Here is a 17892-nt window from a genome sequence, read left to right as displayed (position 1 = left end):
GTGCACATCGTCGATGTCCCGGAATTCGCAGAGGCGCTTGCGCTGCTCGTGCTCCGGGGTGATCTTCGCACCCTGCCACTCCGGCAGGGCAGCGGCGGTCGGATCCCATGCGGCGGCCGACGACTGCAGACGTGCGAGGAGCCCGCGCACCTGATTGAACCACCGCAACTCCAGGCGCTCTGCTGCTCCGCGTCCTGGGCTTCATCGCGATCGCCCGCCGGTCCTGGAGCGTACGTGGCTCACGAGGGAGGCGGGACAGGCTCGACCACCGCCCACACCGTCTTGCCGGGCGAGGCCGTACGCGGAGTGATGCCCCAGTCGGTCGCGAGTGCAGAGACGAGGAGCAGGCCGCGGCCCGACTCCTCCTCGGGGGAGGGGACTCGGGGGTTGCGGTGGGGTCGCTTTTCGGTGCGGGTGTCGGTCACGTCGATACGCAAGGTGGCCGGGGTCGCGGCCAGGCGGAGGTGGAAGTCCCGCCCGGGTACGTGACCGTGGCGCACCGCGTTCGCGACGAGCTCGGCCGCGATCAGTGTGACCGTCTCGTTGGCGGTGGAGTCGTACGGGTGACCCCACTCGTGCAGCCGGTGCGACACGAGCCGCCGGGCGAGCCGTGCGCCGCGGGGCGTCGAGGTGAACTGCATCGTGAACTCGTGCGTGGTGGTGGGATCGTGAACAAGCCCCGCGGGCGGGGTGGTTGCCGGTTTCATGCCTCCAACGCTTCCGCGTCGCTCACTGCGCTGACCAGCAGTGACGCGCTGACTGTCAGGCGGTGTACGTGGGCCGGCGATCTGTGTACGCGGGCGTGACCGGTCGCCGCCCGAACGGGACGTGCAGCAGCACGGGCCCGTCGGGCTCGGGGGAGGGGACGCCCGACACCGCATCCGCGGGGCCACACCCACAGGCGGGCCTGCCCCGAGCACCTGGCTCGCACGGAGGCGCTACCACCCCCTGACCTCGGTGGGGAACAAACCACGTCGGTCCGCGGTTCCGCCGATCATGACTACGAAGCCAGCCGTCCTGCGCTACACCGCCTTCTCCAGCGACCCTGAGGGGGGCAACCCCGCCGGGGTCGTCCTCGACGCTTCCGGGCTCGACGACGCCGACATGCTCTCGATCGCCGCCGACCTCGGGTACAGCGAGTCCGCGTTCCTGTCCGATCCGCCGGAGGGGCTCGGCGGGGAGCCCGGACGGGCGTTCACCATCCGGTACTTCAGCCCCAAGGCGGAGGTGCCGTTCTGCGGGCACGCCACGGTCGCCACCGCCATCGCCCTCGGCGAACGCATCGGGGCCGGCGACCTGGTGTTCGCGACGCGCGCGGGTACGGTGCCGGTGACGGTGAGCGAGGAGAGCGGGGCGCTGCGGGCCACACTCACCACGGTCGAGCCGCACAGCGAGGACATCAAGGATGCCGACCTCGCCGAGGCGCTGGACGCGCTCGACTGGCCGGCAGCCGACCTGGATCCCGCGCTGCCGCCCCGCATCGCCTTCGCGGGAGCCCGGCATCTGGTGCTCGCCGCCGCGACGCGTGAGCGGCTGGCGGATCTGGCGTACGACTTCGCACGCCTCGAAGCCCTGATGCGCCGGCTCGATCTGACCACGGTGCAGTTGGTGTGGCGGGAGTCCGCGAGCGTCTTCCATGTGCGTGACCCGTTCCCGGTGGGTGGCGTCGTCGAGGACCCGGCGACGGGCGCGGCGGCAGGTGCGTTCGGCGCGTACGCCCGCGAACTCGGCCTTGTCCCCGAGGCGGCGGTGCTCACCCTCCACCAGGGCGAGGACATGGGCCGCCCGGGCGTGCTGACCGTGGAACTGCGCGAGGGCGACAAGCGGGTGCGGGTGACCGGGACAGGCACACGGATCGCCTGACGAGGGCCCGCCGCCCCGTTCGGGCCGCGCGCACGGCTCGACCCCGGCCCGGAAAACCGGATGATCAGCCTGGCGCCCGGCTGTTATCGTCGCCGGGCGCGGGGCGGCTCCCGAGTGTGCTTCCTTCTCCATTCTTTCCGATGAATCAGCGTGCTCACTTCCCGCCCCGCGCATCACCCGGTCATCCGGGAGGGGGAGAAAGAGACGTGTCCAACACCGAGGTCATCGGACGTACCACCACTGCCCGTCCACGGGCCCTCGCCACGGTGCTCCTGTCGCGCCGTGGGGCCGTGTATCTGCCGACACCGGCAGTGGTCCCGGATCCGGCCGGCGACAGCGGAGCAGCGCTGCTCGAGGCCGATCTCGTCGACCGGGGCTACCTGTTGGCCCCGCCGCTGCGCGCCGCGCTTGCCGCGCTCGACGCACGGGCCATGGGCGCGGTGGGCCGGGCACTGCTGCACGACATCGACAGCGCTCTCGGCGCCGACCGCCCTCACGTGCCCCTGCTGCGCGACTTCCCGGACAGCACCCCGCACGACACGTACGCGCACTATGTCGACCGCGTGCTCACCGTGCTGTTCCAGCGCCCCGAGCAGCCGTGCGTGCTGTGCGGCACGGTCGACTCCGTCGTGCCCGTATCGCCGTGCGCCCACCTGGTGTGCGGCTCGTGCTTCGACGGCGCCGACTTCTCGGCGTGCCCCGTGTGCGAGCGCCGTATCGACCCCTCCGACCCGTTCCTGCGCCCCAGGCGCCCGCGCCGGCAACTGTTCCGCCGCGTCGCGCCGCCCGAGCGGCTGCGTCTCCTGTCCTACGGCGGTGACTTCACCGCCCGCGACGCGGACGCAGCCCGTGAACTGGACACGCTGCTTGCCCGCACCGGCGCCCTCAGCCCCCAGGACACCGACGACCTGGAAGCTCTGCTTGCCGCCAGGACCCGCGACGACCTCGACCGGCTGCCGGCCACCGTGCCCGGCCGGGAGACGAAGGCCCGCCTGGTCGCCTGGCTGCTTGCCGACCCGACTGCCGTGCCACAGGCCCTTCCCGTTGCGGCCGGCCTGATCGATACCGCCACCGACGTGCTGCGCGTGCTCGCGGTCCGCTCCGGCGGAGACGCCGGACTCGTCGAGATCCCGCGCTTCGCCGCCGTACCCCGGCCTCTTCGTCGCGCCCTGCTGTCCGTCCTCGACACCCTGGACCCGGCACAGGCGGCCCAGGACATGCGGCGGTACCGGCAGGCCTGGATCCACGCGGCCGAACGCCTGCATCCGTTCGAGCACGCGAACCGCTTCCCGCGCGCTGCTCTCGCCTTCGCCGCGCTGCGCGGCACCCGGCTCGGCGACGACGCCTTGTCCGCCACGTTGCGCACGGCTGCGGAGACCGCCGCCCACATCGACGTCACCGGCCCCACCGCCGTGGCGCACAGCTGGAGCGGCCAGGTCGAGGCCGCGCTCGCGGCCCGCGACCTCGCCGGGGCGCTCACGCTGCTCGAGCAGCGCCCGGGTGAACTCGTCCGCCGCCTCGACCACCTGCTGCGCCTCACCGGCGAGAAGGACGAGAACGGCTCCCGTTCCGCCGTCCGCGCGCTGGAGCGCGTGGTCCCGCGGGTGGCGCCGGCCGTCCTGCTGTCCGCGCTCGGTGCCGTCCGCACCCGCGACCGGGAGCAGGTGGCACGGGTGTTCTTCCCGAAGGGAGCGGCGGCGAAGACCCATGTGGCCGACGACAACAGGCCGGCACTGCCCGTCCCCCTCGTGCGGACCGTGGTCGACGTGCTGACGGCGGAGCTGCTGCGCAGGGCGGGGCAGGCGGCACCCGTGGACGTCGCGGTCGTCGATGCCGCGCTGGACGGTCTCGTCGCGCCGTTCACCGAACGGACCGCGTCCCGAGCCCTGGTGACCCTGCCGCGCGGCAGCGAACTCGCCGTACCGGACGGCCGGACACTGCGCCTGTTCCTGCACTGGATGGAGAGCCCCACCTCGGGTACGACCGACCTGGACCTGTCGGCCGCGATGTTCGACGCGGACTGGCGGCACGTCGGAGAGTGCGCGTACACCAGCCTGCGGTACGCGGGTGAGGCCGCGGTCCACTCCGGTGACCTCCAGGACGCGCCGCCTCCACTCGGCGCCAGCGAGTTCGTGGACCTCGACCTGGAGCTGCTCGGCGCGGCCGGGGTGCGCTACGTCGTCGCCGTCGTCTACTCGTACAACAACGTCCCCTTCGGTGACCTGGCGGAAGCCTTCGCCGGACTCATGGTGCGGGATCAACCCGGGAACCTGGGACCGGTGTTCGACCCGCGTTCCGTCGAGCAGCGCTTCGACCTCACCGGCAGCAACCGCGCCTGCGTGCCGCTGCTCATCGACGTGCAGACGCGCACCATGCGCTGGCTCGACGTCGTCAAAGGAGTCACCGGCACGCACCACGCTGTGTGGCGGCACGCGGACGCGCTGGCCACCCTCGCGCACCGGCTGACGGACCTGTTCGCCTCGGGAGCGCGCGTCGGCCTGGGCGAGCTCGCGGTGTGGCAGGCGGCGGCACGGGCGGCCACGGTAGTCCTGCGCCACACGGACGGCTCGCGGAGCGTGTACCGGCGCAGGGACGGAGAGGACGTGACCGGCTTCGCCGCCCGTATCGGCTCGCCGGACATCGACGCTCCCATTGGCGCGGGCGTCGAGGACGATGGACCGTCGGCGGGGCCGTCGCTGGCCTACCTGCTCCGGGGCGACCTGGAACTGCCCGACGGGAGCGAGGTGTTCGCTCTCCACCCGCTCAGTCAGGACGCGGCCAGGGTGCGCCTGCTCGCCGCCGCCGACCTGGTCACGGCTCTCGCTCCTCGGTGACCTGCGGACGGTTGCGATCAGAGAGGAAGAACAGCTGAGACCCTATCCGGGCAGGTGGGTCTCGGCTCGTGGGTGGCGGCCAGAACGGATCTCCGTCCTGCCGCTCGAGGCGGCAGGATGGAGGCATGACTACGTCACGACGAACGCGTGCCTCGCTCGGTCCCTCGGTACTGCCGGGGTGGGATGTGCTCTACGACAAGCCGCAACACCACGCCCAGTACCTCCGGCATCGAGAGGTGGACGAGCACGCGTTGCTGTGCACAATCCACGAGCGCGCTGTCGTCCTGAAGTTCTTCGAGGAGGACCGCGAATTGCTGCGTGAGGGTGGCTGGTGCGCCGGGTGCGCGGCCCTGCGGCATCGCGATTGACGGCGCCGGAAGGGTGGTTGCTGCTGTAGCTGCCGGCCGGAATCTGCTCGCCCGCGGGCAGCGCAGCTGGGCGCCGGACGGTCTGCTTCCCGCTGTCCTCGGCAAGGGTATGCGCGACGAGGGCCTTGGCATGGCCGTGGCCCAGTCCGTGTTCGGTGCTTGTACGACCGCAGCGGAGGATCGAACCGATCGGCTCGGGCACGGCAGAAGCAGCTGGTCGAACTACTCGCCGACGAATGGCTGCTCTACCGGACCGGTGCGAGTCCGCTCACCGTGCTGCCTCCCCGTTGCAGACGCACGCGATCAACTCAGTACGGACTCGCTCAAGGTTTCAATCGGTCGCATGTGCGATCAGTGCGATCGGTGCGCCGAAGCCGGACGACCTGACCCCGTCCGACACGGATCAAGGCCATGCGACAGATCAGGCCGGCTGGGGGCGGCGACCACTACTCGGAGTCAGGGTGCATTTGTACCCACCGGCCGTCGAGGGACTTCATCTCCACGCCGTAGTACGGCTGGGGCGGGGCAACCGGCCGTTGGTCGCGGCGCGGCGCTGTCGGCGGCGTCTTGGGGCGGCCGCCGGGCTGTGCCTTCTTGGCGCGCAGGTTCATCTTCGGATCGCGCTTGCGCAGCGCTTCGATTCGCTTCAGGAGTTCGGCACGGCTGATGTCCTTCGGCGCCCGAACCGGACCAGGCGTGGCCGCCGCACGGATCGGCGGGCGGTCCGGGGCCGACTGACAGGCCCGGTGCGCCGGCTGCCCGCCCGGGGTGAAGGCGAGCTTCCTCCTCGCCACGGGCTGACGACAGACGACACAACGCTTGAGCACAGGCTTCGACTTGAACGCGTCAGACACGATCCCCCCGGATGGCGAGTCCTTGATGGGGCAGAACGATAGGCGTCCGGGCGGCAGTTCGGGAGAGTTCGGACGAAATCAGCTGTCTCTCCGCGAACGCGTCGTGCTCAGTGCGCGGCGGCGGGATTGTGCAGCGTCTTTGCGGTCGGCCCAAGTCCGTCGGCGCCGACGTCGCCGCAGCATGGCGAAGCGGGAAGCCATCGGTGGCGGACGGGCACGCCCTTCGCTCGCGTCACCTGAGCGAGTGAGCCGCCGCTACGGTGTCACTGATACCTGTAGCGGCGCGTGACGAGGAGATGGCGTGGCGAAACTGGTCCGGCAGGTGCGGTTCGGAGCCGATGTCGGCTATCACGGCTTCTGCCTCCAGGAGTCGGACGATGCGGTGCTCCCCGTGCCCTACCCGGACGGCTCCGTCTTCGGTCGGTTCCTCACTCTGTTCCCAGGTCGGATAGACATCTTCAGTGCCGGTCACACGCACACCGCCGCTGTGACCGCCGAGGTGTGGGACGGACGCCCGCCGGAAGAACACCTCAGCCACTGGGACGAGCACGGGGAGGGCGAGTACGTGTCCACCAGCGGAACCGTGGCCGTCTGGTCGATGAGCGTCGGGCGGACCGAGTACGACATCCCACTCGCGGACGAGGGCGGCCGCTGGCAGGTCCAGGTGCTGTGCACCGGACGGGCGGAGGCCGAGCGACTGTCCGCGGAGACAGGGACTGCCGACGGGGTGGAGCGCTATCTCGTCCGGTTCTGGCCGGCGGACTAGCCGAGTCATGATGCGGCAGGGGGGTGAGTCCCGACGGGAAAACCCACCCCCTTGCGATCACGAGGTGATCTTCACCAGGAACCCGTCGTCGGAGCCGTCGACGAGGCGGTTCTTCGCGTAGAACCCGAGGAGCAGACTGCCTGCGGCGCCGTTGTCGGCCTTGGCCACCGGTAGGACCGAGAAGTTGAACTTCTTGGCCTCCGAGTCATGGTCAGCCTGCGCGGCGCCCTCGTACGTCGTGGCGAAGGGGTACTCGTCACACTCGCGCGTGCCGCCCCAGGCGTATCCGTCACCCCAGTACCGCTTGCACTGCTTGACGGCCGCCTTGCGGTTGTCGTCCTTGCGGGTTTTCTGCACCAGGCGGTGCAGCGGCGCCTTCGTGTCCTGCCCGGGAACGTTCTTGGCGGACATGTACGGCTTGGTGTCGAGCGGCTTGGTGAAGGCCGTGCGAATGTGCTCGGCCACCGCCTTCTCCTCGGCCCCTTCCTTCGCGCTGTACGTCAGAGTGGGCAGGTAGCTGAAGGTCGCCGCGCCCTTGCGCGCGGGCGTCCCTCCACCGGTCGAGTTGGCGAGGTAGGTGGCGGCGTCCCAACGCGGTGCGAGCATGAACAGTTTGCCGGTCAGCTCACCGCCCAGCTTCCAGCCGGGCGGCGGCGTGATGGTGACGACCGGTTCGTACACGGAGAACACCTGGTCCGAGCTGCCGCTGCCCTGACCCGGTGCCGCGCTCACGGTATGGGTGTAGGTCCGCTGCCGCTTGAGTTCGTCGAACGTCTTGGTTCCCGGCGGAGTGCCGCCCTGCGTGTAGCGAACCCCTGAGGGCCAGCTCTGCGGGATCGCGCCCTTCGTCGCGACCTTCATGGCCGACGTCGCGGTCCTGCCGGTGGACTGCATCTCGGTGAAGTAGTAGGTGAACGTGATCTCGCGGCTGTTCAGCGGGATGGTGCCCACCACCCGGACGTTGAACATGCTCTCGCCGACGGGCCGGTTGTTCTGGAGCCAGGTCTGGAGGAACGTCGCGCCGGAGCACACGGCGAACCGGGACTTGATGAAGAACTTCTGCGTGCTGCCGAGCCCGTTGCGGCACTCGTCGTACGTCATCGTGCGTGCGGGCTCGGGATAGGTGGCCATCGGCGCGAGTCGGGCGGAGGCACCCTTCGGCCGCTCAGGTGCGGGCGCGGTGGCGGACGGCTGCGCCGCCGGCGGCGCATACGACGCGGCCGGCCCCACCGTCTCGGCGGCAAGTCGGGCGGACTGCATCTCGTTCGTCAGGCGGCGCAGGCTCTCCTTCGCGCCTTCGGTGCGGATCTCGTCCAACGAAGGTGTCGAAGCCCCCGGCGGCAGTACGTACGTCTCGACGCGCAGATCGTCGGCGCCGGCAGAAGCCGCCGCGGACGGCGCTGCCGCAGGCAGCAGGGCCGCGACGGTCAGCAGCGCGATCGTCTGTCCACGGGCATGACGGAACCACGGTATTCGCATGGATGAACCCCCCGGTCGTTCGGTGTCGGCTCGGCGCCGATCACCTGGTCCCTCCCAGATATATCGAACTGGTGAGCGCTTATTGGGTGGGGTGGCGCAGCTTGGCGTGATCACAAGGTTCTCTGGCCGGTTGCGGGAGAGCCGGTGCACAATCCCGCCATGGACCAGGGGGAGGCGGCCATTTGGGCCGCGGGCATCGGTGTCGGAGCAACGCTCGTCATGGCACTTGTGGCCGTGGAGACGGGTCGCCGCGCGAACAAGGCCGCACTCGACGCCGCGCGGGAGGCGGGCAGGGCTCAGGTCGAAGCTGCGTTGGCCGGTGTGCGGCTCCAGTTGGACGGGCTTCGCGAGGACGCCCTCTGGCAGGCTCGGCGGGATGCGTACGCGCAGTTCCTGAACGGCGTCGAGGACGTGCGCATGGCGCTTGTCCACCTGGCGGTGGCCGGGCCTCGGTACTTCGAGGAAGGAATGGGGAGCGGGAGCGCGGTGGGGGAGGGCCTGACCCACGCGCGTGAACAGTACCGGGACCTGCTGCTGCGTCACTCCGCTCTGCGCCTGTCCGCGGATGATCCCGAGGTGGCGGACGCGGAACGGCTGTCCCGGCTGGCGGGCCGGCTGATCGAAGACTTCGACGACTACGCGGGTGCGTTCCCGGCGGGTGACCCCACCCCGTCGTGGCGCCGGTTCGAGTCGGGCATGGACGAACTGCGCGACGGCGTCGAGGAGTGGGCGTTGAACGCGCGTCGGCGGGTGCAGGAGCGGCGGGCGGTGGGGGTACCGCCGTCACGGCCGGAGCACGGCTGAGCGGTTGTGGCTGTCCGGGTGGATGCGATGGAGCGGCTCTCACGCGGGAGGGTGAGCCTGGCGGCTCGGGCCCGAACAGGGGTGTGGTGTGCGTAGCGCCGATCGGGTGGTGGTTGGTGGGGTGTGAGGCGGTACGGGGTGCTGGTGTACGCGGGAGCCGGGCGGTTGTACGTGGGTTGAGGCGTGACCGGGGGCGGGGTGGTGGCGTTGAGGTTGAGCTCGGGAGGTGGTGCGGATGACGATGGACGACGAGCAGCAGCAGGCGGAGAAGGGGCCCGGGTCGGGCATCCTGCATGTGTTCGGGCGGCAGTTGAAGCGCTTTCGGGAGTGTACGGAGTACGACCGGGCGGCGTTCGGGGCGGTGACGGGGTACTCGGCGTCGACGATCGCGTCGTACGAGCAGGGGCGGAGGGTGCCGCCGCCGAGGTTCATCGAGCAGGCGGATGAGCTGTTGGGGGCGCGGGGTGTGCTGGCGGAGATGAAGGAGGAGGTGGCGCGGGCGCAGTATCCGGCGTTCTTCCGAGATGCGGCCAAGTTGGAGGCCGAGGCCGTCGAACTTCACGTGTACGCGAACCAGGCGGTGCCCGGGCTGTTGCAGACCGAGGAGTACGCACGGGCCGTGTTCGTCAACTGGCGGCCGCTGTATGACGAAGAGACCGTGGAGCAGCGTGTTGCGGCTCGACTGGCCAGGCAGGAGATCTTGGCGAGCAGGCCGTTGCCCACCTTCAGCTTCGTCATCGAGGAGGCCGTGCTTCATAGGCCGCTGGGTGGGCCCGGTGTGATGCGGGGTCAGTTGGAACAGATCCTGCTGGTCGGGCAGCAGCGCAATGTCGAGATCCAGGTCATGCCGACCAAGCGCGAGGAGCACGCCGGATTGGCTGGACCGTTCACCTTGATCGAGACGACTGAAGGGCGGAGGATCGCCTATGTGGAGGTACACAAGCTCAGCCGCCTCTACACCGAGCGGAGGGCGGTCCGGGAGATCGAGGAGCAGTACGGTCTGCTCAGGGCGCAGGCGCTCACACCGCGCGAATCGCTGGCCCTCATCGAGAAGTTGCTTGGAGAGACATGAACGGCAAAGAGACTGTGCCGAACGCGCGTGAACTGGCGTGGTTCAAGAGCAGCTACAGCAGCGGTGCTGGCGGCGAGTGTGTCGAGGTCGCTGCCCGCCCTAGGGTTGTGTATGTCCGGGACTCGAAGGACACCACCGTGCCGATGCTCACCGTCCAGGTGCAGGCGTGGGACGCCTTCGTCGGGTTCGCGGCGTGGAGCGGCGCTGTGTAGGTACGTGATTGTCTTGGTGTGTGGCGGTTCCCGAGGTGCTTGGGAACCGCCACACAGCGTTTGCGTCAGGCCTCGATCGTGGCCGGCTCCGGCGGGGACCAGCGGCCGGCGGCGATCTCCGCGTCGAGCCGCGCCTGGAAGTGCGCGTGCGCGGCCCGCATCTCGGTCTTGTAGAAGGGCGCGGCGTAACCCTTGGGGGGTGGGGTGGTGGCAGGGTTGACCATGTGGTCGAGGAGCCTGAGGTAGTCCTGTTTGGTCTGCCCGTGGCCGTAAGCGTTGAAGTCGGCGGCGATCTTACGGCCGTTGGCGTCGAAGCAAGTCGCCGACTCGTAGTCACACAGCTGTGGGTAGCGGGACTTGAAGATCCCCGCGAGCTGGTCGGCGGTGATGCCGAGCCAGACGGCGACGAGGGCGTCGAGCTCGACGAGGGCGGCTCGGCGTTCGAGTTCGGTGCGGAGGGGAGTGGTGTACTCCCAGGTCGGCTTGAGGTTGGCGGCGAGGGGGCTCAAGACGGGCCAGTTGGGGTTGGCCCAGTCTTCGTAGCCTGACCATTGGGGGTTGAACAGCTCCGCCCAGAGGGGGGCGTAGTGAGTGGTGAGGGAGTTCAGGCGGAGGGTGCGGAGGAGCAAGGCAGGCGCGAGGGGGGTGCTTCGGATCGGGGGCAGGCATCTTTCGCGCTTCGGAGCGCTGGAGGTGTGAGCGCACGGTGATGCGCAGCAAGTAATCGAGCGGCAGCGAGGTCCAGAAGCCCGCATTGAGGGCGGGGGCTGAGCTGCCCAGCACGGCAGCGGCCCCCGCATGGGCGGCCAACTGGCCGAGTACTGCCGGACGCAAGCGAGGTGTTCGCCCTGTACCCGCTGAGCCAGGACGCGGCACGGGTGCGCCTGCTGGCCGCCGCGGACATGGTCACGGCTCTGGCTCCTCGGTGACGGGCCGGATGCCGCACACCTCGGCTGCCTGGGAGGAGCAGCAGCCGATCGGGTGCGCGGTTGAGGAGCGGTACTCGGGGCGGGCGGGGTCGTTCGCGACAATGTGAGCGGCCGCGGTGTTCCGTACCGGACGCCTGCACCGACCGAGAGGTGGACTCCGTGAACTCGCCCACTCCGTCCCCGGGCTCCGGACACCGTGTGCAGATCGAGTACTGCACACAGTGCCGCTGGCTGCCGAGGGCCGCATGGCTCGCCCAGGAACTCCTCACCACCTTCGAGGCAGAGCTCGAAGAACTCGCGCTCAGGCCCGGGACCGGCGGTGTCCTCGTCGTGCGCGTCGACGGCGAGGTCGTGTGGGACCGCCGCAAGCAGGGCTTTCCGGAGCCGACGGCCGTCAAGCGTCTGGTGCGCGACCGTGTGGCGCCGGGCCGGACTCTCGGGCACTCCGAGAGAGGGGGAACGGCGGACCCGGCGGAGAAGGACGGCTAGGCGGCGGCCGGCGCGTCAGGCCCCCTGCAGGCCGTATGCCGTTCCGTTGCGGGCACACAGCCGCGGGTGCGCAGCGAGTGCGATGCAGGGGATCCGGCCCGCGCCATGTGCGAGGGCCGGATCCCCTGACCGGGTCTGTTCTTGAGCGCGACAGCCCAGTCCCGCGCAGCTGTCGCGACGCGGGGGCTACCGGAGAATGATCACAACAGGGTAGTCACAGCTGTCGCGATAGAAGCCGCGCCGGTCGTCATAGAAGCCGCGGCGGTCGTCGTAGCGGTCCGAGTACCTGTCGTACCGCCAGTCGTCGTAGTACCCATAGCCGGACCGGCAGCCGTCGTAGTAGTGGCCGGACGGAGCCGCGTTGCTCGCGCCGGCGGCACTGGCTATGCCGGCTCCGCCCAAAGTCAGAGCGAGAGCGGCGAGCAGGCCGGCGAACAGCCGGGAAATCCTCGATGTCTTTACCCGCATGGTGCTTCCCTTCCCGGGGCGTGGACGGGTCGGAGCCCTGCACGGCCGAGGTAACGTCAGCACCAGTGAGGCGATGACGCGTTTGCGAGGGGTTCGGTGCATCGGCCGTGAAGTTGGTGCGAGTTGCCATCACCGACTCACAGGCCTCGCGCGGCATCGGGCCCACCAGGGCTGCTGAGTGCAGCAAACCCGGCGACTGGACTTCCGTCCGTCGGACGACCACCACCAGGTGGTCGTCGAACGGGATCTTGAGATTGTCCGCCTGCCCGCCAGACGGGAAGGCGGATACTTCTTTCAACCTAGATCCAAACTAGGCGTATGCACATAAGGAGTCAAACGTGACAAATCGACTCCAGGTTCCCGGGGAGTCGGCTGTGGCGCCAGGCGCAACTCTCCTTCATCGTTGAGTAATTGGCTCCCGCATGGCCGGCGTGTGTCGCCATGGAGCCGGCCGAGAGCAGGGAGTGACGGTCGGGCTCCGCCACCACCCGCTGCGAGCGGACAGCCACCGCCTGCATTGCCGGACCGCACCCCCGAGGCCTCTTCCTGCCGGCTGGTCGGCCACGCGCCGGTCCGCGGACGAAGCCCCTGGCGGCGAAAACGCACCCGCCCCCGGGCGGTACCGGGGGCGGGTGCGAAATGAACCAGGTGTCAGCCGACCAGCTGCTCATAGGCCGGAAGCGTGAGGAAGTCCTCGTAGTTCTCGTCCAGAGCGACCTTCAGCAGCAGATCGTGCGCCTTCTGCCAGTTGCCGGCGGCGAACGCCTCCTCGCCGATCTCCTCGCGGATCGCGGTCAGCTCCTGTGCCGCCACACTGCGGGCCAGCTCCGGGGTGGCCCGCTCGCCGTTCTCGAAGACCACGCCCGCGTTGATCCACTGCCAGATCTGGGAGCGCGAGATCTCCGCCGTCGCCGCGTCCTCCATGAGGTTGAAGATCGCGACCGCGCCCAGTCCGCGCAGCCAGGCCTCGATGTAGCGGATGCCGACCTGGACCGCGTTGCGCAGGCCCTCGTAGGTGGGCTTCGCGTCCAGTGAGTCGATGGCGATCAGGTCGCCCGCCGCCACCGAGACGTCCTCGCGCAGCCGGTCCTTCTGGTTGGGCCTGTCGCCGAGCACCCCGTCGAACGACGCCATCGCGATCGGGACGAGATCAGGGTGCGCGACCCACGAGCCGTCGAAGCCGTCGGCCGCTTCGCGGTCCTTGTCCGCCTTGACCTTCTCGAAGGCCACCTTGTTGACCTCGGCGTCCCGGCGCGAGGGGATGAAGGCCGCCATCCCGCCGATGGCGTGCGCGCCGCGCTTGTGGCAGGTGCGGACGAGGAGTTCGGTGTACGCCCGCATGAACGGGGCCGTCATCGTCACCGCGTTGCGGTCCGGGAGCACGAACTTCTCGCCGCCGTCACGGAAGTTCTTGACGATCGAGAAAAGGTAGTCCCAGCGGCCGGCGTTCAGGCCGGAAGCGTGGTCGCGCAGCTCGTAGAGGATCTCCTCCATCTCGTACGCCGCCGTGATCGTCTCGATCAGGACCGTCGCGCGGACCGTGCCCTGCGGGACGCCCACGTACTCCTGAGCGAAGACGAAGATGTCGTTCCACAGCCGGGCCTCGAGGTGGGACTCGGTCTTCGGGAGGTAGAAGTACGGGCCCTTGCCGAGGTCCAGCAGCCGCTGCGCGTTGTGGAAGAAGTAGAGACCGAAGTCGACCAGGGCGCCCGGCACCGGGACGCCGTCCGCCTGCAGGTGGCGCTCCGCGAGGTGCCAGCCGCGCGGGCGCATCACAACGGTCGCGAGCTCATCGGCGGGGCGCAGGGCGTACGACTTCCCCGACCTCGGGTCGGTGAAGTCGATGCGGCGCTCGTAGGCGTCGATCAGATTGAGCTGGCCGAGGACGACGTTCTCCCAGGTGGGAGCGGAGGCGTCCTCGAAGTCGGCGAGCCAGACCTTCGCGCCCGAGTTGAGCGCGTTGATGGTCATCTTGCGGTCCGTGGGTCCGGTGATCTCCACGCGGCGGTCGTTCAGGGCCGGGGGTGCAGGGGCGACCTTCCAGGAGTCGTCCGCGCGGATCGCCGCGGTCTCCGGGAGGAAGTCCAGCGTGGAGGTGCGGGCGATCTCGGCGCGGCGCTCGGCCCGGCGCGCGAGCAGCTCGTCACGCCGGGGTGTGAACCGCCGGTGCAGCTCGGCCACGAAGGCGAGGGCCGCGTCGGTGAGGACCGCTTCCTGCCGGGGCAGGGGCTCGGCTTCGACGATGGCCAGCGGGGACGGCGCTGGTGCGGACATGAGCTGTCACTTCCTTCAGCGGGCTTCACGGGCGGTGCGGTGCGGTGCGTGCGTGGCGGGGCCGGATGGTGGCCGTGGTGCGAGAGCGGCGACCGGCTGCCGGTCGCCGCGGAGTGGCACTCGGTGCCAGAGCGCCGGAGCACGGCCGCAGGCGCCGTCTCGTCGGTCAGGCGCTTCTGATCAGTGGATAGTAGTTATCGCATGGTGGAAGTTCAATGGTTTGTTGATATCGAGATTCTCTGGGTCGACATATCGTGGCGCTCAGTGCCACGCCGCTCACTCGAGGTGCTTCAGGTCCTCGGGTGTGTCGATGTCGTACGCCTGGGCCACATCGCCGCACTCGACGAGCGTGAGTTCGCCCTCGTGCGCCCGCAGATACGCGCGCGCCCCGCGATCACCGACCGCACTCCGCGCGATGTCGCGCCAGCGTTCCGCGCCGAAGAGGACGGGGTGCCCGCGCCGCCCGTCGTACGCGGCCGCCACCAGCGAACCGCGGCTGCGGTACGCCGCCCGGATCCGCGCCACCGCCGCGGCGCCGATGCCCGGCTGGTCCACCAGCAGGACCAGCGCCGCGTCGACGCCGGGCGGCAGGGACCCCAGGCCCACCCGCAGCGACGAGCCCATCCCTTCCTCCCACTCGGGGTTGTCCGTCACCACGCAGCCGGACAGATCGGCCTCCTCCCGCACGCGCTGGGCGGACGCGCCGAGCACCACGTGCAGCGGGGCGCAGCCGGCCTCGCGCAGCACACGCACCGCATGCTCGACGAGCGGTCGGCCGCCGTACGTCAGCATCGCCTTCGGGCGGCCGCCGAGCCGTCGCCCGCCACCCGCTGCGAGCAACAGACCGGCCACGGCCGGTTTCTGACGAGGCGGTGAATTCTCAGAGGTTGCCATAAGCACTCCTTACCTCATATGCGGGCGAAGTGTTGCGCCGAACGAGCGATGTGCGCTCGCGCTGCAACCGCCCGGGCCGTGCCGGTCGTCCGACGTGGAGAGCGGGAGCCGACCTTGGATAGGGTGCTTCCTCAACAACGAGGTTCGCCATGGGGGATCAAGAGTCGATGAGTGGGCGCGCGCACCAGGGAACGGTCTTCAAGCCGCTGGGGGACGAGGATCCGCGGAACGTCGCCGGATACCGCCTCGCCGCCCGCCTCGGCGCCGGCGGCATGGGCAAGGTCTATCTGTCGTACACACCCGGCGGCCGTCCGGTGGCCATCAAGGTGATCCGGCCCGACTTCGGCCAGGACGCCGAGTTCCGTCGCCGCTTCGCCCAGGAAGTGCAGGCGGCGCAGCGGGTGCAGGGGCTGTTCACCGCACCCGTCATCGACGCCGACCCGGAGGCCGAGCAGCCCTGGCTGGCCACCGCGTACGTCCCCGGGCCCTCGCTGGCCGAAGCCGTTGCCCAGCACGGCAAGCTGCCGGTCGAGACCGTGCTGCTGCTCGTCGCCGGAATCGCCGAGGCTCTGCAGGTGATCCACGGGGCCGGCATCGTGCACCGCGACCTCAAGCCCGCGAACGTCCTGCTCGCCGCCGACGGTCCCCGCGTCATCGACTTCGGCATCGCCCGCGCCGCTGACGCCACGTCGCTCACCAGCAGCGGCGTCACCATCGGTACACCGTCCTTCATGGCTCCGGAGCAGGCGGCAGGCAGCCATGTCACGTCGGCCACCGACATCTTCGCGCTCGGTCAGATCGCGGCATACGCGGCGACCGGCAGGGCGGCTTTCGGCGAGGGCACCTCGCACGGGGTGCTCTACCGGATCGTGCACGAGGAGCCGGATCTCACCGAACTGCCCGCGCAACTGCACGAGTTGGTCACCCGCTGCATGGTCAAGGAGCCGGATGGCAGGCCCTCGGTCGCGGAGATCCTGAGCATCTGCCAGACCGCCAACGGTGAAACGGTGCTGCGCCGGCCCGAGGAGTGGCTGCCGAGCGTCGTGGCCGCCGAGATCACCACCCGTGCGGCCGCTCCGGCGCCGCCGGTCACCCCGCCCGGCGGGCAGCCGGCCGCCGCCGCCCAGCCCTCGCCTGCGCAGCCGCCCACCGCGCCGGCGACGCCGTCTCCGGCGCAGGCGCCCGGGTACGTGCCCACCGCGCACGCCGCCCCGACGACGCCTCCCCCCGGGTTCGGGCCGGCCCCGCAGGGCCCCGCGCAGCCGCAGCCGCAGCCACACCCGCAGCCCCACGCGTACGGCTATCCGCAGGCGACGGCCCCGCAGACTCCGGCGTACGGGTACCCGCAGGCGACGCAGCCGGGGCACCCTGGTCAGCCGGGCCACCCGTACGGCACGGTCCCCACTCCGGTGGCCACCCCCGGACCTGCCGCGCCCAAAAAGAAGAAGACACGCACCCTCGTCATCGCCGTGCTCGTCACGCTGCTCCTCGGCGGTGCCGCCGGCGGCGGGGCGTACCTCGCCCTGTCCGACAAGGACAAGGACAAGGACGAGAGCCGCCAGAGCCAGGACAAGGGCGACTCGACCCCGGACACCACCCCGAAGGACGAGACCCCCGCGGACGACGCATCGACGCCCGCGGACGAGGGCGACGGCCTGGACACGCCGCCCGACGACCCGGCGGCGGACCCCGCGCCCAAGACGTACACCGGTATCGACATCGTGACCGACTACCACATCAGGCTCGACGACGACCCGGTCAAGCCCCTCAACGACGACTCCAACCCGGACTTCGAGTTCGAGTGGGACCTGCGGCAGGTGGAGACGACGAACGGCCGGCTGATCCTGCTGCGCACCGGGCAGACCGGGGACCTGGACACCTGCAGGAGCGACACGCGCTTCACCGACAGCATCGACCTGAACCTGCTGTCGAAGGGCTCGAAGATCTGTGTGCTGACGGATTCCGGCCATGTCGGCGTGGTCACCTACCAGGGGAAGTCGTCCGACACCGACCCCAGTCAGTTCATCACCGTTGATGTGACGGTGTGGCGCAACGCCATGGATCCAGCCCCCTCGTACTGAATTCTGTCTGTACGGTGGCGCGTCGCGGGCCGGATGGCGTTAACTGGCCCGCAACCCAGGGCGCTCGACCGATGACCCAGGGTCGCCGGACCGGGCGCAAGGACGTGCGAGGGGCAGGGCTTTGTTGCGGAGCGTGGGGCAGACGCGGGTGACAGGCAGCGGCGAGGACCCGAGAGCCACGGAGCTGCGCGCTGCCGTTTCCCGGCTCCGGCGCGAACTGGCCGGGTATCCTGCCGAGTTCGGGGACCGGGCGATCGCCGAGGACGAACTGGCCGTCCTGGCCGCGATGGTGGCCTCCGGGGATCCCGAGATCCCGCGGATGCGGAGCTCGTTACTCCTGATCGCGGGCGCGATCGGCTCGGTGAGCGCGCTCGCGCCCGCACTGATGGACGTACGGAACGCGGTCGATCTCTTCGGTGCGGTACCGCCACAGCGCCGTCTGTGAGGCCCCGCGCGGCGGGCCTTCACAGACGGCGCCGTGGCGGTGTCAGGGATTGCCCGGGTG

General features: G+C 70.1%; 17 protein-coding genes and 1 pseudogene. 10 read left to right on the top strand and 8 right to left on the bottom strand.

Features of this window, described 5'->3' with window-relative positions; all coding sequences use genetic code 11:
* Window positions 1-239: 239 nt before the first annotated feature.
* Window positions 240-707 carry an ATP-binding protein gene (locus OHS70_RS06475; protein WP_328394572.1) on the bottom strand — a complete coding sequence of 156 codons (468 nt, stop codon included), beginning with the start codon at window positions 705-707 and terminating at the stop codon, window positions 240-242.
* Between the two features lie 289 nt (window positions 708-996).
* On the opposite strand from OHS70_RS06475, the gene OHS70_RS06470 reads away from it, so the two are divergent.
* From OHS70_RS06470 to OHS70_RS06460, 3 genes are all read left to right on the top strand, one after another.
* Complete coding sequence (locus OHS70_RS06470; protein ID WP_328394570.1) at window positions 997-1863, top strand: PhzF family phenazine biosynthesis protein; 867 nt, start codon at window positions 997-999, stop codon at window positions 1861-1863.
* A gap of 206 nt (window positions 1864-2069) precedes the next feature.
* Window positions 2070-4697: an MXAN_6230/SCO0854 family RING domain-containing protein gene (locus OHS70_RS06465; protein WP_328394568.1), complete on the top strand. Its 2628-nt coding sequence runs from the start codon at window positions 2070-2072 to the stop codon at window positions 4695-4697.
* Between the two features lie 125 nt (window positions 4698-4822).
* A complete protein-coding gene (locus tag OHS70_RS06460; RefSeq protein WP_328406189.1) occupies window positions 4823-5065 on the top strand; it encodes a hypothetical protein in 243 nt (80 codons plus the stop codon).
* 85 nt (window positions 5066-5150) lie between these two features.
* On the opposite strand, the pseudogene OHS70_RS06455 reads toward OHS70_RS06460, so the two are convergent.
* Both OHS70_RS06455 and OHS70_RS06450 read right to left on the bottom strand, forming a co-directional pair.
* Window positions 5151-5222 (bottom strand): annotated as a pseudogene (locus OHS70_RS06455) (DUF4287 domain-containing protein); the annotation flags it as partial.
* Between the two features lie 289 nt (window positions 5223-5511).
* On the bottom strand, window positions 5512-5859 hold the full coding sequence (locus OHS70_RS06450; RefSeq protein ID WP_328394566.1) for a hypothetical protein: 348 nt from the start codon (window positions 5857-5859) through the stop codon (window positions 5512-5514).
* Between the two features lie 361 nt (window positions 5860-6220).
* On the opposite strand from OHS70_RS06450, the gene OHS70_RS06445 reads away from it, so the two are divergent.
* Entirely contained in the window at window positions 6221-6685 is a 465-nt protein-coding gene (locus tag OHS70_RS06445; RefSeq protein ID WP_328394564.1) for a hypothetical protein, read from the top strand.
* A 57-nt stretch (window positions 6686-6742) separates the two neighbouring features.
* On the opposite strand, the gene OHS70_RS06440 is transcribed toward OHS70_RS06445, so the two are convergent.
* Window positions 6743-8164 carry a NucA/NucB deoxyribonuclease domain-containing protein gene (locus OHS70_RS06440; RefSeq protein ID WP_328394562.1) on the bottom strand — a complete coding sequence of 474 codons (1422 nt, stop codon included), beginning with the start codon at window positions 8162-8164 and terminating at the stop codon, window positions 6743-6745.
* A 159-nt stretch (window positions 8165-8323) separates the two neighbouring features.
* On the opposite strand from OHS70_RS06440, the gene OHS70_RS06435 reads away from it, so the two are divergent.
* The 3 genes from OHS70_RS06435 (at window position 8324) to OHS70_RS06425 (ending at window position 10252) form a co-directional block, all read left to right on the top strand.
* The gene (locus OHS70_RS06435) at window positions 8324-8968 is read left to right on the top strand and encodes a hypothetical protein (RefSeq protein WP_328394561.1); all 645 of its coding nucleotides are present in this window, start codon (window positions 8324-8326) and stop codon (window positions 8966-8968) included.
* A gap of 241 nt (window positions 8969-9209) precedes the next feature.
* Window positions 9210-10040: a helix-turn-helix domain-containing protein gene (locus tag OHS70_RS06430; protein ID WP_328405458.1), complete on the top strand. Its 831-nt coding sequence runs from the start codon at window positions 9210-9212 to the stop codon at window positions 10038-10040.
* Window positions 10037-10252: a DUF397 domain-containing protein gene (locus OHS70_RS06425; RefSeq protein WP_328394559.1), complete on the top strand. Its 216-nt coding sequence runs from the start codon at window positions 10037-10039 to the stop codon at window positions 10250-10252. Before OHS70_RS06430 ends, OHS70_RS06425 begins: the two co-directional genes overlap by 4 nt.
* Before the next feature lie 65 nt (window positions 10253-10317).
* Here OHS70_RS06425 and OHS70_RS06420 read toward each other — a convergent pair whose 3' ends face one another.
* On the bottom strand, window positions 10318-10881 hold the full coding sequence (locus OHS70_RS06420) for a hypothetical protein (protein ID WP_328394557.1): 564 nt from the start codon (window positions 10879-10881) through the stop codon (window positions 10318-10320).
* Window positions 10882-11340: 459 nt separating this feature from the next.
* Between OHS70_RS06420 and OHS70_RS06415 the strand changes: the two genes are divergently transcribed.
* Window positions 11341-11670: a SelT/SelW/SelH family protein gene (locus tag OHS70_RS06415; RefSeq protein WP_328394555.1), complete on the top strand. Its 330-nt coding sequence runs from the start codon at window positions 11341-11343 to the stop codon at window positions 11668-11670.
* Between the two features lie 186 nt (window positions 11671-11856).
* Here OHS70_RS06415 and OHS70_RS06410 read toward each other — a convergent pair whose 3' ends face one another.
* The 3 genes from OHS70_RS06410 to OHS70_RS06400 all read right to left on the bottom strand — a co-directional run bounded on the left by OHS70_RS06410 (window position 11857) and on the right by OHS70_RS06400 (window position 15306).
* Complete coding sequence (locus OHS70_RS06410) at window positions 11857-12138, bottom strand: hypothetical protein (RefSeq protein WP_328394553.1); 282 nt, start codon at window positions 12136-12138, stop codon at window positions 11857-11859.
* 651 nt (window positions 12139-12789) lie between these two features.
* Window positions 12790-14412, bottom strand: a complete 1623-nt coding sequence (aceB, locus tag OHS70_RS06405; protein WP_328394551.1) for a malate synthase A — start codon at window positions 14410-14412, stop codon at window positions 12790-12792.
* A 276-nt stretch (window positions 14413-14688) separates the two neighbouring features.
* Complete coding sequence (locus OHS70_RS06400) at window positions 14689-15306, bottom strand: nucleotidyltransferase family protein (RefSeq protein WP_328394549.1); 618 nt, start codon at window positions 15304-15306, stop codon at window positions 14689-14691.
* 167 nt (window positions 15307-15473) lie between these two features.
* On the opposite strand from OHS70_RS06400, the gene OHS70_RS06395 reads away from it, so the two are divergent.
* Entirely contained in the window at window positions 15474-17387 is a 1914-nt protein-coding gene (locus OHS70_RS06395; protein WP_328394547.1) for a serine/threonine-protein kinase, read from the top strand.
* Window positions 17388-17508: 121 nt separating this feature from the next.
* The gene (locus OHS70_RS06390; protein WP_328394545.1) at window positions 17509-17832 is read left to right on the top strand and encodes a DUF5955 family protein; all 324 of its coding nucleotides are present in this window, start codon (window positions 17509-17511) and stop codon (window positions 17830-17832) included.
* The last annotated feature ends 60 nt before the right edge of the window (window positions 17833-17892 follow it).

Origin of the sequence: Streptomyces sp. NBC_00390 (genome assembly GCF_036057275.1) — a bacterium.
Lineage (GTDB): Bacteria > Actinomycetota > Actinomycetes > Streptomycetales > Streptomycetaceae > Streptomyces.
The sequence above is the reverse complement of the archived record's forward strand: the minus strand, read 5'-3'. Positions and strand labels throughout refer to the sequence as shown.

Excerpts from the sequence above, each read along its gene's own strand:
- OHS70_RS06475 (WP_328394572.1), bottom strand. The coding sequence starts at position 707 with ATGAAACCGGCAACCACCCCGCCCGCGGGGCTTGTTCACGATCCCACC.
- OHS70_RS06470 (WP_328394570.1), top strand. The coding sequence starts at position 997 with ATGACTACGAAGCCAGCCGTCCTGCGCTACACCGCCTTCTCCAGCGAC.
- OHS70_RS06460 (WP_328406189.1), top strand. The coding sequence starts at position 4,823 with ATGACTACGTCACGACGAACGCGTGCCTCGCTCGGTCCCTCGGTACTG.
- OHS70_RS06440 (WP_328394562.1), bottom strand. The coding sequence starts at position 8,164 with ATGCGAATACCGTGGTTCCGTCATGCCCGTGGACAGACGATCGCGCTG.
- OHS70_RS06435 (WP_328394561.1), top strand. The coding sequence starts at position 8,324 with ATGGACCAGGGGGAGGCGGCCATTTGGGCCGCGGGCATCGGTGTCGGA.
- OHS70_RS06430 (WP_328405458.1), top strand. The coding sequence starts at position 9,210 with ATGGACGACGAGCAGCAGCAGGCGGAGAAGGGGCCCGGGTCGGGCATC.
- OHS70_RS06425 (WP_328394559.1), top strand. The coding sequence starts at position 10,037 with ATGAACGGCAAAGAGACTGTGCCGAACGCGCGTGAACTGGCGTGGTTC.
- OHS70_RS06410 (WP_328394553.1), bottom strand. The coding sequence starts at position 12,138 with ATGCGGGTAAAGACATCGAGGATTTCCCGGCTGTTCGCCGGCCTGCTC.
- aceB (WP_328394551.1), bottom strand. The coding sequence starts at position 14,412 with ATGTCCGCACCAGCGCCGTCCCCGCTGGCCATCGTCGAAGCCGAGCCC.
- OHS70_RS06400 (WP_328394549.1), bottom strand. The coding sequence starts at position 15,306 with ATGGCAACCTCTGAGAATTCACCGCCTCGTCAGAAACCGGCCGTGGCC.
- OHS70_RS06395 (WP_328394547.1), top strand. The coding sequence starts at position 15,474 with ATGAGTGGGCGCGCGCACCAGGGAACGGTCTTCAAGCCGCTGGGGGAC.